This is a genomic window from Caulobacter sp. GW456-12-1-14-TSB4 (assembly GCF_059424195.1).
The window spans coordinates 13,966-28,740 of the sequence record NZ_JBWKZF010000020.1 but is presented as its reverse complement, the minus strand read 5'-3'; the positions used below and the strand labels follow the sequence as shown (position 1 = coordinate 28,740).

Sequence of the window (14,775 nt, the reverse complement as noted above, 5' to 3'; positions counted from 1 at the left end):
CCCCCCCCCCGTTTCACGTTCCCGGAACCCTAATCTGTCACAAAGGGTTCAGCCCCTGTGCGCTTTCGTCACCATGGACATGCGGCGAAACGTGCGTAGGCTGGGCACTGAGTTGGATTGGGGAATCCGTGATGCGGGTCGCTGGGGAGCGTACCGTTTTTTGCCTGATGGCCGCGATCGCGGCCTTGGCGAGCGGCCATGCCGCCTGCGCGGCCCAAAAGGCCGGCAAGGCGCCGAAGACCGATAGCGCCTCCGCGCCGGTTAAGCCTGTTACCCCCATCTCTTTCCAAGTGAAGCCCGAGAGCCTGCGTCCGCTGGACCCGCAGAGCGCCACCGGTTTCGCCACCTATGACGTCGACTCGCCCGACGGGGAGGTCGAGGGTGGTTTCGCCCTGTCGCCCGCCGCCGGCCTGGCCGGCGACGCCCGCATCCTCGACGCCGACCGCTATTATGATGGCGCGGGTCCCGTGACCTGGCGCTCGAACGCCTTCACCCGCCAGGCCCAGGCCGGCGGCCCGATCGACTCGGTCCGCGTCTCGATGGCCGGGACGGCTCCGACCGCCGCCTACGCCCCGCTGACCCTGGCCCGCCCCGACAGCGAGGACGGCTACGCCCTGCGCGAGGTCGATGTCACCGTCACGCGCGGCTGGCCCGGCGCGGTCACCCTGAAGGGCCGCAGGTTCGCTCTCGATGTCACCCCGCACGCCGGCGTCGGCTATGGCGGGGCCGGGGGCTCGGCCGAGGCCGGGGCCACCGTGCGCCTGGGCCGCAAGAAGAACATGGGCTCGCGGGTCAATGACGCCTTCGGCGTCCAGGACGGCGCCTCCACCTTCGGCGATCGTGGGCGCTGGTACATCTTCGCCGCCGCCAGCGGCCGGGCCGTGGGCCTGAACATGCTGCGCGGCCAGAACGGCGACTGGAGCCGCGCGGGCCTGACCCAGGACACGACCAGCCGCCTGATCGGCGACAGCCAGGCCGGCGTCGCCTGGCGCCGGGGTCCGATGCAGGCCTCGCTGGGCTACATCCACCGCGCGATCAAGGCCCGGGGCGACGGCATCATGGGCCTGGCCACCCAGAAGGACGACGTGGTGGCTCTGTCGTTCAGCCTGAAGCCCCAGTGGTAGGCGAGTGGTAGACGGGCAAAAGCCCTATTAAGCTTGTGTTCCCGGCCGCTTTCATGCAGCTAGCGCCGGTCCCGTCCACAAGCCATCCAGCGAGATCATGAGCGAGAGCGAGCCCCCGCGCCGCAAGACCCTGAGCCTCAAGAGCGCGGTCGCCGCTCCCGGCGGTCCGCCGCCGCTTGAGCGCATGGTCAAGCCGTCGGCCCGCACCACCGTGTTCTCGCCCCAGGCCGCGCCGCCGCCGCCTCCGCCCGCGCCGGCCCCGACCGGTGACTGGAAGTGCAAGCCGTGCGGCTCGCGCTTCGACCCGCCGGCCGAGCTGGCCGACGAGGACTCGGTCCGCTGCCCCTCGTGCAACGCCCGCCTGGGCCTGGCCTCCGACTTCCGCAGCGACCCGCCGAACGTGGCCAAGCTGCGCGCGCGGTGGCTTAAGAAGGCCTGATCCGGCGGGTTAGTCGGCGGGCGCCAGAAGGCGCATGCCTTCTTCCATCTCGGCGATCACGCGGTTCACGTGCGGGTCCAGCCGTGAGGCCTCGGCGTAGGCCTCAGTGATCGATCCGGGCTCGATCAGGTCCATCCCGAGCCGTTCAGCCGTCACCCGCAGGGCGAAGAGCGCGGGCGCCAGGGCGCAGTCGGCGATCGTCAGCCGGTCGCCCAGGGCGTAGCGAGAGCCCTTCAGCAGCCCGTCGAGCATGCCGACCCCGTTCAGCAGCTCTTCGACCGCCCGGCGTGCGCCAGCGGCGTCTGTACGGGGCTGAGCCAGGGCGACCATCGGCGGCATCAGATAGAGATCGACGTGCCGCACCAGCACCCGCGCCATCGCCCGGTCGAAGGCGTCAGTCGGCATCAGGGACGGCGCGTCCGGAAACCGCTCCTCCAGATATTCCAGCAGCACCGCCGACTCCCAGATCGGCCCGCGCTCATCGAGCAGGACCGGGATGCGGCCGGTCGGGGACAGGTCCTGGAAGTGGCGACTATCCCGCCAGCCCGAGGGCGGCGGGACCGGATCTATCGGCAGGCCCTTGGCGTAGATCGCGATGCGGACGCGCGCCGCGAACGGCGAGGCGGGAAGGCTGATCAGCTCCATGCCGCAGCCTAGCTCAGCGGCGCGGCCTCGGCGACCTTCGGCCGACGATGCTCCGGCGGTGGCGGCGGCAACGGCGCGGGGCACTGGGTCCTCAGGAACTCCCCATGCCCCGGCAGTTTCGCCGCCTGCTCCCTCACCTTCGGGGCCGAGGCGTCCAGGGTCTGGCGGATGATGTCGTAGGGCGCGGTATCGACCAGCTGCTGGTAGCGCCTGGGCCGCACGCCCATGCCCTCCATCACCGACTGCCAGGACGGGGCGCGGAACATGTCGTCGACGCCGTCGCGCAGGGTCCCGGTCTCGCGGAACAGCTCCAGGCGCTCCTTCAGGCTCTGGGGCAACTGGACCTGCTGGTACTCGCGCCAGAACGGCGTGTCGTCGCGCTGGGTGGTCTGGTAGTGCAGCACGATGAAGTCGCGGATCTCCTCGTAGTCCGCGGCCATGCGGCGGTTGTATTCGGCCTGTAGCGACGGGGCCAGATCGCGGTCGGGGAAGAACCGCAGCAGATAGTCCATGCCGCGATAGATCAGGTGCAGGGCGGTGGACTCCAGCGGCTCGATGAAGCCGCCGGCCAGGCCGATGGCCACGCAATTCTTGTTCCACAGCTTGCTGCGCATGCCGGTCTTGAACGGCACCAGCCAAGTATCGGTGATCGGCGTCCCCTCCACCTGGCTAAGCAGGACGTGGCGGGCCTCGTCGTCGCTGATGTACTTGGAGCAGAACACATAGCCGTTGCCGGCCCGGTGCTGCAGCGGGATGCGCCAGCGCCAGCCGAAGTCCTGCGCCGCGGCCAGGGTGTAGGGGTGCGGCTCGCGGATGTTGTCGGTCTGGACGGTGATGGCGCGGTCGTTCAGCAGCACGTCCGACCAGTCCAGGAACGGGGTCTGCATCGCCTGGCCGTTCAGGATCGAGCGGAAGCCCGAGCAGTCGATGAAGAGGTCGCCGGCGGCCTCATGGCCGTTCTGCAGGACCACCTTCTCGATCGAGCCGTCGTTGCGGGTGACCACCTGGTCGACGATGCCCTCGACGCGGACGACGCCCCGATCCTCGGCGAACTTGCGCAGGAACTTGGCCACCAGGTTGGCGTCGATGTGCAGGGCGTAGCTGGCGCTTGAGAGCAGGCTGCCTTGCAGGTTGCCCGGCAGCATGAACTTCCAGCCGTCGGCCATGGCGGTGGCCGGCGCGAAGTCCTGCAAGGCCGAGGGATGGCCGGCGGCCTTGGCCCGCAGCCAGCACTGGTAGAACTCGTGCGGGCCGATCGGGCCGCCGATCTGGCCGAACGGGTGGTAGTAGACCTCGTCCTTCCTGCGCCAGTTCTCGAAGCGAATGGCCAGCTTGAAGCTGCCTTGCGTGGCCTGGATGAACTCGCGCTCGTCGATGCCCAGGCTGGCGATCAGTTGCAGGAACGGCGGGATGGTCGACTCGCCGACCCCCACGGTGCCGATCTGCTCGCTCTCGATCAGCTCGATGGCGACGCCTGTCTTGTGGAAGAAGTGCGACAGCATCGCCGCCGAGATCCAGCCGGCCGAGCCCCCGCCGACGATGACGATCTTGCGGATGGCGTTCGGGTTGCGGTCGGTCATTTGGATACTCCCCAGGACTTTCTTGTTCTTGGTGTTGGTTCAGTCGACCGCGATCAGGGCGCGGTTCCAGGCGATCAGCGGCGCGGCCGGGTCCAGCCGGTGCCGGGTGGCCGTGACGATGAAGATCGAGTGGGTGTCGGCCTCGATCACCGCGTCGATCTCGCAGGCGGCGCTGGCCAGGCCGTGGCGGTAGGTCGGCGGCGCGTCGGGATCGAGGTCCCAGCGGTCGGCCTCGAACCGCTCGTGGGCCAGGGCCGGACCACCGAAGCGGACGGCCTCGTCCTTGTCGGCCGCGCCCAGCAGGGCGATCGACAGCGACGGGCGGCGCGCCAGGATGTCGTGGCAGCCGGCCTCCTTGCGCACGCAGAACAGGAAGCGCGGCGGGTCCACGGACAGGCCGGTGATCGAGCTGACCAGCAGGCCGCGCGGGATGTCGCCATCCCAGCAGGAGACGATGGCGACGCCGCTGGCCAGGTGCGCCAGCACGTCCTTGAAGTCCGCGTCCTCCCCGGACGACGAGGACGCCAGCGCCGCGACCGTCATCAGCGGGCCGCCGCCGGGGCGGGGGCGAAGTCGTCTTCGTCCTCGTCGGCGTTCAGCGCGCCCAGCTCGCCGCGCGCCCGGGCCTGCTTGCCATAGACCTGCTCGAACAGCGGCGAGGTCATCAGGGTGGTGACCAGGGCCATGACCACCAGCATCGAGAACAGCGCCGGGCCGATGATGCCTTTCTGCAGGCCGATATTGATGATGATCAGCTCCATCAGGCCGCGGGCGTTCATCAGGGCGCCGATGCCCATGGCGGTGGCGTTGTCCTGGCCGGTCAGGCGGGCGGCGGCCCAGCAGGCCCCGCCCTTGGCCAGGATCGAGCCGGCCAGGATGACCAGGGCCACGGCGGCCAGCGACCAGCTGCTGAGCAGGTTCATCTGGGTGTTGAGGCCCGAGAAGGTGAAGAACATCGGCACCAGCAGGGCCACCGTGAACGGCTCCAGCGACCGCTTCAGCTCGCGGGTCAGCAGGCCGCGCGGCATGGCCGTGCCCAGCAGGAAGCCGCCGAACACCGAGTGCAGGCCGGCCGCGTCCATGGCCCAGGCGCTGAGCATGAACAGCATGATCACCACGCCCAGCAGGGTCGGGGTGAGCTTGCCCTCGCGCTCGGCCCATCGCCCCAGCGGGGCGAGCAGCCTAGGACCGACGGTCAGCATGAACAGGGCGAAGGCGCCGCCGCCGATGGCCGCCTTCAGCGCCACGGCCGGGCCGCCGCCGAAGCTGGCCAGCACGATGGCCAGCACCGTCCAGGCCCCAGCGTCGTCGATCGCGCCCGACGACAGGGCCAGCGAGCCGAGCGGGGTCTTGGTCAGGCCGCGCTCCTGGATGATGCGGGCCAGCACCGGGAAGGCGGTGATCGAGATCGCCGCGCCCATGAACAGCATGGCCTGGAATGGATTCACGCCGTGACCGAACAGGTTGAGGCTCATCAGCCAGGGCGTCAGGGCGATGGCGACCAGGAACGGCGCGGCCATGCCCGACAGCGACACGGTCACCGCGCTCTTGGCGTTGGCCTTGAAGTGGTCGGCGCGGAAGCCGATCCCGACCAGGAACATGTAGAGGCCCACGCCCAGCTGGGCGCCGACGAAGAGGACCGACTTGGTCTCCTTGGGGAACAGGTGATGCTGCAGGTCGGGGGCCAGCAGGCCCAGCAGCGACGGGCCCAGGATGATGCCGGCGATCATCTCGCCGATGACCTGGGGCTGGTCGAAGAACCGCTTCAGCAGCCAGCCGACAGCCCGGCACACAGCCACGATCACGGCCATCTGCAGGAAAAAGGCTACGCTCAATTCTGCCGGCGTCACGGCGTCCCCCTGTGATTTGCGCCGCCTTGAGGCGGTCGCGTTTCATCCCTGGAACAGACGCTAACAGCGCGGAAAATCGCCTGGCAATGGCAATTCAGACAACGTTGTCATTTTAATTTTCGAGCCTACGTACCTACATTTTGCAGGGCTGAATGTAGGTACGTCGCTACGTATGATGTTCCGCCGGCGGCGTACTTAGTCCTCGATCGCCTCGATCCCCTGGGCTTCCAAGCGGGCCAGGTGGTCGTGCATGGTCTTCAACTGCTCGGGCGTATGGCCCGTCCATTGGGTAACCTCGCCGACGATCCGCAGCGGATCGCGGGTGCGGTAGGACTGGGTCGGATTGCCCGGGAACTTCTTGTCGGTGAGGTTGGGATCGTCCTCGAACGCGCCGGTCGGCTCGACGATGTAGATCCGCTCGCGCCCCTCGCCCCGGGCCAGCTCCGCGCCCCAGGTGGCGGCCTCGAGGGTGGCGCTGAAATAGACGAACAGCGCCGGCTTGCGAGCGCCGTAGTTCGAGGCGAAGCCGGGCGAGATCAGGTCGCCGGTCCTCAGGTCCGACTTGGCGCCGTGGAAGAACGGTCCGGCGTTCGGCGTGACGGTCATGGTTCGATGGCCCTTCGCGATGTCCCAAGGGCGCTACAAACTGCGCATAAATCGCCGTTCGCCAATGCTTGAATTGAAGTTTTTCGACCCCAGTTCTCTAGGGGACGGGGAGCCCTAGGGCTCCAGCGGCGCCTCGATGCCGACCGGGCCGGGTTCGTCGCGGATGATGACCCCCGTGCCGTGCGACGAATGCGGCGGGACCTGCTTCTTGAAGAGGCCGCGCCACAGGCTCTGCTCCTCGACCGCGCTGGTCCACACCGTGCCTTCCAGCGCCTGCTCGTGGCCGGCGTCGTAGATCCGCTTCATCAGGTCGGTCTCGAACTTCAGCAGGTTGGTGCCCTCGAAGCTGTTGGGGATCGAGGCCACGCTGAGCGGCAGGTTGTGGCGCGAGCAGAAGCCGGCGGCCAGGCTCAGCGCCTGGCGGTACGAGAACCGCAGCATGGTGTCGAAGCTGCGGGCCATGATCGAGGCCACGCCCGGCGGGGTCGACTGGGTCGAGGGATCCAGCACCGTATTGACGATGACGTGCACCCGGCCACGCCGGAAGCGGGGCCCCAGGTTGCGCCAGTGCAGCAAGGCGTCGGGCATCAGGAATAGCGGCGCGGCCACGCCGCCATCGACGTGCATCTCCTGGTGATGCTGGCCATCGACATCCACGTCGATCAGCTTGGGCGGGAAGATGCCCGGCACCGAGGACGAGGCCACGAGGAGCGTGCGGAACAGCTTCAGCGCCTCGTCGCCGCCATGGGTGGCGATCGCGCCCATGTCCCAGACCACGGCCCGCTGGCTGTCCAGATTGGTGGTGGCGATCAAGAGGCGCCGGCCCTTCAGGTGCTCGGCGGCGATGGCGTCGACCATCTCCTGATCAACGAAGGCCTCGACCAGGGCGTCCAGGCTCTCGCCCTTGAAGATGCTGGGGCCGAGCGCCGCGCCGAGGCGGCGGAAGCTGAGCAGTTCGGCCGCATGGCCGCCGACATAGGCGTCGGTCAGGCGGTCGTCCCAGGTCGAGCCCAGGAAGGCCAGGGGCGCGATCAGGGCTCCGGTGCTGACCCCGGTGACGATGGCGAAGTCCGGGCGGCGGCCGGCCTTGGTCAGGCCCGTCAGCACGCCCGCGCCATAGGCGCCGCCGGACGCGCCGCCCGACAGGGCCAGGATGTTGAATTCGTCGCGGCCGATCAGCGAGCGCAGCGGGGCCAAGCGGTCGGCGGCGCTCTTCAGGGCGTCGTCGGCTTGGTCGACCGAGAGGCGCACGCCGGGGAAGCCCAGGGCCTCGACATGGCGGTCGGAGGTCGGCGCGGTCAGGCGCTTGCCGCGCAGCGGGTCGGCCGTCGTCTTCCAGTCCTTGAAGAAGCCTTGGAGGCTGATCTTGCCGTTCGGATCCTTATCCAAGGAAGGGGCGTCCTCTAGTGTGCGCCGGCCAGCACCACGCCCACCAGGACGGCCGCATAGTGCAGGCCTGCGCCGCCGATGACGTGGCCGTGCCAGATGGCGCGGCGGAACTTCAGGCGTCGCATCAGGTAGAAGATGGTTCCGGTCGAATAGACGATGCCGCCGATGGCCAGCAGCAGCAGGGCCACCCACGACAGGCCGTCGATCATCGGCTTGATGGCCACCAAAACGAGCCAGCCGAGGGCGAGGTACAGGCCGACCCAGAAACGCTTGTCCAGGCCCGGCAGGAACAGCTTGGCCAGCACGCCGATGGTCGCGACGGTCCACACCGCCGAGGTCATGCCGATGGCCCACCAGCCGTGCAGGTTCTGGGTGGTGAAGGGCGTGTACGAGGCGGCGATCATCACGAAGATGCCGGCGTGGTCGAAGCGGCGCAGCAGGGGCCGCCAGCGGGCCTTGGCGAAGTTGTAGGCGGTCGACAGCGACAGCATCAGGATCAGGCCGACGGTGTAGACGCTAACCGCCGCCACTTGCTGCAGGTTGCCGGCCCCGAAGGCCAGGCCCAGCAGGATGCCGCCGCCCAGGAGGGCGCTGGCCAGGCCGGCCAGGTGCACGATCAGGTCGGCGCACTTGGCGGCCGGCGTCGGATAGTGCGTCGCGACCTCGGGAGCGCTGATGTCGGTCGTGGTGGTCGTCATGGCCCCGCCCAATGCGAAATGCAGTACGTCCAAACGGTAGGATCGTTCCGTGACATATAAGCGTCGATCTTCGTGGCCGCGAAAGGGCGCGCGCGACACGATTGCTGGAAAATCGGCGGGACCGAAAACCTCGTCCTTCGACAGGCTCAGGATGAGGTTTTCTACGGAGGCGTTCTTGGTCCTCATCCTGAGCTTGTCGAAGGACGAGGACCACGCAGGGCGTCAGAAGAACAGGCCGCGCGCGCCGTCGAACACCAGCTTGCCGCCAACCGCGATCAGCAGCACGTAGATGACCTTGTAGAAGCCCTCGGCCGGCACCTTGCGCACCACCCAGACCCCGCCCCAGGTCGAGGCGATGGCCAGCGGCAGCAGCACGCCGGCGGTGGCCAGCACCTTGGGCGTGAACTGGCCGAGCGCCACATAGGCCGGCACCTTCATCCAGTTCACGACGGCGAAGAAGATGGCGCTGGTGCCGATGAAGGCGTCGCGCGGCAGGCGGCGGGGCAGGACGTAGATCTGGAACGGCGGGCCGCCGGCGTGGGCGATCTGGCTGGTGAAGCCGGCCGCCGCGCCGCAGATCGCGCCCAGCCAGGGACGGCCCGGAGTCGCCTCGACCTGGGCGGCGGCCTTCACGGCGCGCTCGGCCCACAGCCGTTGCAGGGCGAAGACCACCGAGATCGCGCCGACCGCCAGCTCGACGGCCGCTTCCTTGACGAAGGCCGCCAGGGCCCAGCCCAGGAAGATCCCCACCGCCGCGGCCGGCAGCATCAGGATCAAGAGGCCCTTGTCCCAGCTCTTCCGGAACGCCCAGACGCTGACCACGTCCTGGACCAGCAGGATCGGCAGGGTGATCGAGGCGGCCATGACCGGCGAGATGGCCAGGGCCATCAGCGGCACCGCCACCACCCCGATGCCGGCGAACCCGCCCTTGGCCAGGCCCAGCAGGATCACGGCGGGGATCGCCACCGCGTAGAAGAACGGATCGGTCAGCATGAAGCGCTGCTTAGCAGCATTCCGTCCCTGGAACAGGGCGATCGTCCGTTCGTTTCAAGCTTGAAATGTTCCGCAACGCAATCGGAGGTTTGGCTCCCTAGCGTCGTGGGGCTCACCCTCCGAACCCTGCTCAATGTCCCCCTCGCGTCGCCTGACCGAAATCGTCGAGATCGACGCCGCCCGCTTCGCCCGTGACCTGACCCCGCTCTACCAGCCCGCCGTGCTGCGCGGCGTGGCGCGGGACTGGCCGGCGGTGCGGGCGGCGCGGACCTCGTCCCATGCCCTGGCCGACTACATCGCCGGCTTCGATCGTGGCGTGATCGTCGAGGCCATGGTCGGCCCGCCGGAGATCGCCGGCCGGTTCTTCTATGACGAGACCGGCGCGGGCATGAATTTCGAGCGCCGCCGCGCGCCCTTGCAGGCGGCCCTCGCAGAGCTGATGCGCCAGGCCGACCACGCCGATCCGCTGTCGATCTATGTCGGTTCGACCCCGATCGCGCCGGTGCTGCCGGGCTTCGAGAAGGCCAACCGGCTGGACCTCTTGAACGAGGACATCCAGCCGCGCCTGTGGATCGGCAACGCCTCGACCGTCCAGACCCACCACGACATGTCCGACAACATCGCCGTTGTGGTTGGCGGCCAGCGGCGCTTCACGCTGTTCCCGCCCGACCAGGTGGGCAACCTCTATGTCGGGCCGCTGGACTTCACGCCTGCCGGGCGGCCGATCAGCCTGGTGTCGCTGGACGCGCCGGACCTCACGCGCTTCCCGAAGTTCGCGGAAGCCCTGGAGAGCGCCCAGTCGGCCGAGCTGGAGCCGGGCGACGCCATCTACATCCCCGCCCTGTGGTGGCATCACGTGCAGTCGTTCGGGCCGCTGAACATGCTGGTGAACTACTGGTGGAGCCCCGCCGACATGCCGGCCGGCTCGCCGTTCGACGCCTTCGTCCACGCGCTGCGCAATGTCCGCCGGCTGCCGGCCCAGAGGCGCAACGCCTGGCGGGCCTTCTTCGAGCACTACATCTTCCACGCCAATGGCGACCCGGCCGAGCATATCCCGGCGGGCCGCCGTGGGGTCTTGGAGGACGAGCCCAGCGCCGCGTCCGACGCCGAGCTCGCGGCCTTCCTCAAGAAGGCGCTGGAAGACTAGGCGGTAGCCAGCCGCGTCTTGCGCTCCAGGCTCAGGCTGAAGGCGGCCAGCGCCAGGGCCGACAGCGGCACCACGGCGGCGACCAGGGGCACGGCCGACATGCCCGGGCCGTGGTCGATCACCGCTCCGCCCAGCCAGGCCCCGAAGGCGTTGCCCAGGTTGAAGGCGGCGATGTTCAGGCTGGAGGCCAGGCCCTGGCCCGCGCCGCCGGCCTGGCTCAGCACCCGCATCTGCAGCGGCGCGACGGTGGCGAAGGCGGCCGCGCCTAGCAGGAAGGCGGCGATCACCGCGCCCACCTGGCTGTGGAAGGCGAAGGCCGAGCCCAGCATCACCACGGTCAGAGCGATCAGGGTGCCGGCCAGGGCCGTGTTCAGGCTCTTGTCGGCCCAGCGGCCGCCGAAGAGGTTGCCGGCCACCAGGCCCGCGCCGAACACCAGGAGGATCGGCGAGACGGCGGCCTGGGAGAAGCCGGCCAGCTGGGTCAGGATCGGCTGGATGTAGGTGAACACCGCGAACACCCCGCCGAAGCCCAGCACGGTCATGGCCAGGCCCAGCTGCACCTGCGGACGGGCCAGGACGGCGAACTCCTCGCGCAGCGGGGCCGGCTCGGCGGTCTCCTTGGCGCTCGGCACCAGGGCGGCCAGGACCACGAAGGCCACCGCGCCGACCCCGGCCACGGCCCAGAAGGCCATCCGCCAGCCGAACGACAGGCCCAGCCACGCGCCGAACGGCACGCCCAGCAGGGTGGCGATGGTCAGGCCGGTGAACATGATCGAGATCGCCGAGGCCTTGCGCTCGGGCGCCACCAGGCTGACGGCGACCAGCGAGCCGACGCCGAAGAAGGTCCCATGCGCCAGGGCGGTGACGAGGCGGGCGGCCATCAGGATCCCGTAGGTCGGGGCGATGGCGGCCAGCGCGTTGCCCAGGGTGAAGATCGCCATCAGCACCAGCAGGGTGGTCTTCTTGGGCAGGCGGCGGGTGAGCAGGGTCAGGATCGGCGCGCCGACGAAGACGCCCAGGGCGTAGCCGGTCATCAACAGGCCGGCGGTGGGGATCGAGACGCCGAGATCGACGGAGACCTGCATCAGCAGGCCCATGATGATGAACTCGGTGACGCCGATACCGAAGGCGCCGACCGTCAGGGCGTAGAGGGCTAGGGGCATGGTCGCCTCCGTGGATGTCGGCCTCCCAGATAGCGCGCGAGCATTCAGTGAATTAGATTGCGCTTCGGAACTTCACTTGTGCCCCGAAGGACATATGGCCCGATCCGAGATCAACCGTTCGGGCGAGATGGAGGTCTTCGTCCGCGTCGTCGAGCAGGGCGGCTTCACCGCCGCGGCCAAGGCGCTGAGCATGACCCCGTCGGCGGTCAGCAAGCTGGTGGCGCGGCTGGAAGCGCGCCTGGGCTCGCGGCTGATCAACCGCTCGACCCGCAAGCTGCAACTGACCGCCGAGGGTCTCAGCTTCCACGAGCGGGCCCTGCGGGTGCTGGCCGACCTCGACGAGGCCGAGCGTTCGGTCAGCGCCTGCGCCGTGCCGCGCGGCCGGCTGCGGGTCAATTCCAGCGTGCCGTTCGGCGTGCACCACCTGCTGCCGCTGGTCCCGAAATTCACCGCCTTGCATCCCGAGGTGCAGCTGGATGTCACCATCACCGACCAGGTCATCGACCTGATGGACGAGCGGGCCGAGGTGGCGATCCGCATCGGCCCGTTGCGCTCCTCGCAGCTGATGGCCCGCAAGCTGGGCCGCAGCCGGATGGTGGTGGTGGCCTCGCCCGACTACCTGGCCCGGCGCGGCACGCCCGAACGGCCGGAGGACCTGGCCGGCCACGACCTGATCACCTTCAACTTCGCCCGCCACATCAATACCTGGCCGTTCGAGGTTGACGGCGAGGCGGTGCAGTTCCCCGCCCAAGGCCGGGTCACCGTCGGCGACGGCGAGAGCGCGGCGATCCTGGCCCTGGCGGGGCAGGGGCTGACGCGGCTGTCGATCTTCCACATCGCGCAGGACATCAAGGCCGGCCGGCTGGTCCCGGTGCTGGAGGCGTTCAATCCCGGCGACGCCGAGGACGTCAGCGCGGTCTATGTCGGCCACGCCGGGCCGCTGCCGGCCCGGGTGCGGGCGTTCATCGACTTCCTGGTGGCGGAGGTGGATGTGGACCATCTGCCGCTTGAGCGTGGGGCTGTCTCTCAAACCCGCAAATAGCTTGTCATCCCGGCCGCAGCGAAGCGGAGAGCCGGGACCCAGGGGCCACCGCACTGCGCTTGGCCCCTGGGTCCCGGACAGCCTCTGCGAGGCTTCCGGGATGACAAGAATTTTGAGCTCTCTAAGCCCCCAACATCACTTCCGCGATCTGCACCGCGTTGAGCGCAGCGCCCTTGCGCAGGTTGTCGCCGACCACGAACAGCGCCAGCCCCGACGCCACGGTCGGGTCCGGCCGGATCCGCCCCACGAACACCGGATCCTGCCCGGTCGCCGCCAGCGGGTTCGGGACCTCTTCCAGCACCACGCCCGGCGCGCCGGCCAGCAGCGCGGTGGCCTCGGCCGCCGACAGCGGGCGCTCGAACTCGGCGTTGATCGATAGTGAGTGGCCGGTGAACACCGGCACGCGCACGCAGGTGCCCGAGACCGGCAGGCCGGGGATCTCGAGGATCTTGCGGCTCTCGTCGCGCAGCTTCAGCTCCTCCTCGGTGTAGCCGTCCTCGCCCACCACGTAGTTCAGCGGCACGACGTTGTAGGCCAGCGGCACGGCCCACTTGCGGGCGTCCGGCAGCGGCGCGGCGTCCGGCGACATCGCCAGGCCGTCCAGGTCGCCGGCCGCGCCCGCGCGCAACTGTTCGGACAGCACCTGGATGCCCTCGACCCCACCGCCGGAGGCGGCCTGGTAGGTGCTGACGGTCAGGCGCTTCAGGCCCGCCTTGTCGTGCAGGGGCTTCAGCACCGGCATGGCGGCCATGGTGGTGCAGTTGGGGTTGGCGACGATGCCCTTGGGGATGTTGTCGAGCGCGTGCGGATTGACCTCGGCCACCACCAGCGGGACGTCGGGGTCCGAGCGCCAGGCCGAGGAGTTGTCGATGACCACGGCGCCGGCCGCGGCGGCCTTGGGGGCCAGCACGCGCGACGTGTAGCCGCCGGCCGAGAAGAACACGATGTCCAGGCCGGTGAAGTCGGCGGTCGAGGCGTCCTCGACGACGACCTCCTGGCCCTTGAAGTCGATCTTGGTCCCCGCCGACCGCGCCGAGGCGAACAGGCGAAGCTGCGCCAGCGGGAAGTCCCGCTCGGCCAGCAGCTCGCGCATCATGCCGCCGACCAGACCGGTGGCGCCGACGACGCCGACGCGCGGCGGATTGGATCGGGAAAACTTGAAGCTCATGGGTCTGCGTCTCCTGGTGTAGGGAGCGCGGGGAGCTGTCAGGTCTCAGGTAGAGAGCCGCCCCGCGCCGTTCGGCGGGGCTGGTTCGAGGATGCCGCTTAGATCGCGCGCATACCCGCCGCCCCACCGAAGCGGGTCGTTTTGCGGGTAATAATTTTGGTCGCGGCGAAATGCATCGGGAGGGCTTCTAGCGGCGAAGCTCTCCCTCGTAAAGAGCGGCTCAGCCGCCGGCCTGCGCCACGCGGGCGTCCCAGGCCGCCATCGACACCCGGGCCACGTCTTCCAGTTCCGCGCGGCAGACGCCGTCGCGGGCCAGCAGCGACATGCCGTTCTGGACCGTCTGGGCGAAGCGAGCCAGGGCGCGGACATCGATCGCGGCGGGCAGCTCGCCCTCGGCTATGGCGCGGGCAAGACGCGTCTCGATGCGCTCCAGCGTGACGGCGCGGGCCGAGCGCACCAGCTCGCCCAGCTCGTGATGGACCTGGCCGTCGATCACCGAGAGCGTCACCATGCAGCCGGTCGGCATCTCGACCAGCGACCCGGTCAGGGCGGCGGCCGAGTCCATCAGCAACGCCTCGACCGCCTGGCGCGCGGTGGCGGCGGCCTTGAAATTGGCCCAGACGAAGGCCTCGAAGTTGACGCGGTAGTGGTCCAGCGCCTCGACATACAGCGCCTCCTTGGGGCCGAAGGCCGCATACAGGCTGGGCGCGCCGATGCCCAGCTCGGCGGTGAGGTCGGAGATCGCCGTCGACTCGTAGCCCTTGAGCCAGAACAGCCGCATGGCCTTGTCCAGCGCGGCCTCGCGATCGAAGGCGCGAGGGCGGCCGCGACCGCGCGGGCTGGTCTCGTCTGAATTCTGCATCGATCGATCTATAAATCCCTTGACCGGCCTCCGCAATGCTCATAACCATTTATGTAGTGATCGATATAT

Annotated in this window: 16 protein-coding genes and 1 pseudogene; 5 read left to right on the top strand and 12 right to left on the bottom strand. The window is 69.2% G+C overall.

The window, feature by feature from the left end:
* Positions 1-131 precede the first annotated feature (131 nt).
* Together AC07YH_RS18005 and AC07YH_RS18000 are read left to right on the top strand one after the other, a co-directional pair.
* Positions 132-1,124 carry a lipid A-modifier LpxR family protein gene (locus tag AC07YH_RS18005; RefSeq protein ID WP_494748328.1) on the top strand — a complete coding sequence of 331 codons (993 nt, stop codon included), beginning with the start codon at positions 132-134 and terminating at the stop codon, positions 1,122-1,124.
* A gap of 97 nt (positions 1,125-1,221) precedes the next feature.
* The gene (locus AC07YH_RS18000; protein ID WP_494748327.1) at positions 1,222-1,563 is read left to right on the top strand and encodes a hypothetical protein; all 342 of its coding nucleotides are present in this window, start codon (positions 1,222-1,224) and stop codon (positions 1,561-1,563) included.
* 9 nt (positions 1,564-1,572) lie between these two features.
* Here the strand turns inward: AC07YH_RS18000 and AC07YH_RS17995 are convergent, their stop codons facing one another.
* From AC07YH_RS17995 to AC07YH_RS17960, 8 genes are all read right to left on the bottom strand, one after another.
* Positions 1,573-2,292 carry a glutathione S-transferase family protein gene (locus tag AC07YH_RS17995; RefSeq protein WP_494748326.1) on the bottom strand — a complete coding sequence of 240 codons (720 nt, stop codon included), beginning with the start codon at positions 2,290-2,292 and terminating at the stop codon, positions 1,573-1,575.
* Positions 2,217-3,788: a tryptophan halogenase family protein gene (locus AC07YH_RS17990; protein WP_494748325.1), complete on the bottom strand. Its 1,572-nt coding sequence runs from the start codon at positions 3,786-3,788 to the stop codon at positions 2,217-2,219. Before AC07YH_RS17990 ends, AC07YH_RS17995 begins: the two co-directional genes overlap by 76 nt.
* A gap of 39 nt (positions 3,789-3,827) precedes the next feature.
* The gene (locus AC07YH_RS17985; protein WP_494748324.1) at positions 3,828-4,331 is read right to left on the bottom strand and encodes a flavin reductase family protein; all 504 of its coding nucleotides are present in this window, start codon (positions 4,329-4,331) and stop codon (positions 3,828-3,830) included.
* On the bottom strand, positions 4,331-5,623 hold the full coding sequence (locus tag AC07YH_RS17980; protein ID WP_494748323.1) for a cation:proton antiporter: 1,293 nt from the start codon (positions 5,621-5,623) through the stop codon (positions 4,331-4,333). Before AC07YH_RS17980 ends, AC07YH_RS17985 begins: the two co-directional genes overlap by 1 nt.
* 210 nt (positions 5,624-5,833) lie before the next feature.
* On the bottom strand, positions 5,834-6,244 hold the full coding sequence (arr, locus tag AC07YH_RS17975) for an NAD(+)--rifampin ADP-ribosyltransferase (RefSeq protein WP_494748322.1): 411 nt from the start codon (positions 6,242-6,244) through the stop codon (positions 5,834-5,836).
* 114 nt (positions 6,245-6,358) lie between these two features.
* Entirely contained in the window at positions 6,359-7,633 is a 1,275-nt protein-coding gene (locus AC07YH_RS17970; RefSeq protein ID WP_494748321.1) for a patatin-like phospholipase family protein, read from the bottom strand.
* 14 nt (positions 7,634-7,647) lie between these two features.
* On the bottom strand, positions 7,648-8,331 hold the full coding sequence (gene trhA / locus AC07YH_RS17965; protein ID WP_494748320.1) for a PAQR family membrane homeostasis protein TrhA: 684 nt from the start codon (positions 8,329-8,331) through the stop codon (positions 7,648-7,650).
* A gap of 222 nt (positions 8,332-8,553) precedes the next feature.
* The gene (locus AC07YH_RS17960) at positions 8,554-9,324 is read right to left on the bottom strand and encodes a sulfite exporter TauE/SafE family protein (RefSeq protein WP_494619152.1); all 771 of its coding nucleotides are present in this window, start codon (positions 9,322-9,324) and stop codon (positions 8,554-8,556) included.
* Between the two features lie 133 nt (positions 9,325-9,457).
* Here AC07YH_RS17960 and AC07YH_RS17955 point away from each other — a divergent pair, with 133 nt between their 5' ends.
* Positions 9,458-10,471 (top strand): cupin-like domain-containing protein, encoded by a 1,014-nt coding sequence (locus AC07YH_RS17955; RefSeq protein ID WP_494748319.1) that lies wholly within the window; start codon positions 9,458-9,460, stop codon positions 10,469-10,471.
* Here AC07YH_RS17955 and AC07YH_RS17950 read toward each other — a convergent pair.
* Positions 10,468-11,634 carry an MFS transporter gene (locus AC07YH_RS17950; protein WP_494748318.1) on the bottom strand — a complete coding sequence of 389 codons (1,167 nt, stop codon included), beginning with the start codon at positions 11,632-11,634 and terminating at the stop codon, positions 10,468-10,470. The genes AC07YH_RS17955 and AC07YH_RS17950 overlap by 4 nt on opposite strands.
* A 94-nt stretch (positions 11,635-11,728) precedes the next feature.
* Between AC07YH_RS17950 and AC07YH_RS17945 the strand changes: the two genes are divergently transcribed.
* Positions 11,729-12,676 carry a LysR family transcriptional regulator gene (locus AC07YH_RS17945; protein ID WP_494748317.1) on the top strand — a complete coding sequence of 316 codons (948 nt, stop codon included), beginning with the start codon at positions 11,729-11,731 and terminating at the stop codon, positions 12,674-12,676.
* Positions 12,673-12,790, top strand: a pseudogene (locus AC07YH_RS17940) (hypothetical protein); the annotation flags it as partial. The gene AC07YH_RS17945 and the pseudogene AC07YH_RS17940, both read left to right, overlap by 4 nt.
* Before the next feature lie 7 nt (positions 12,791-12,797).
* On the opposite strand, the gene AC07YH_RS17935 reads toward AC07YH_RS17940, so the two are convergent.
* The 3 genes from AC07YH_RS17935 to AC07YH_RS17925 all read right to left on the bottom strand — a co-directional run bounded on the left by AC07YH_RS17935 (position 12,798) and on the right by AC07YH_RS17925 (position 14,706).
* Positions 12,798-13,844: an aspartate-semialdehyde dehydrogenase gene (locus AC07YH_RS17935; RefSeq protein ID WP_494748316.1), complete on the bottom strand. Its 1,047-nt coding sequence runs from the start codon at positions 13,842-13,844 to the stop codon at positions 12,798-12,800.
* Between the two features lie 98 nt (positions 13,845-13,942).
* A complete protein-coding gene (locus AC07YH_RS17930) occupies positions 13,943-14,020 on the bottom strand; it encodes a hypothetical protein (RefSeq protein ID WP_487292010.1) in 78 nt (25 codons plus the stop codon).
* A 44-nt stretch (positions 14,021-14,064) separates the two neighbouring features.
* Positions 14,065-14,706: a TetR/AcrR family transcriptional regulator gene (locus AC07YH_RS17925; protein ID WP_494748315.1), complete on the bottom strand. Its 642-nt coding sequence runs from the start codon at positions 14,704-14,706 to the stop codon at positions 14,065-14,067.
* Positions 14,707-14,775: the final 69 nt, after the last annotated feature.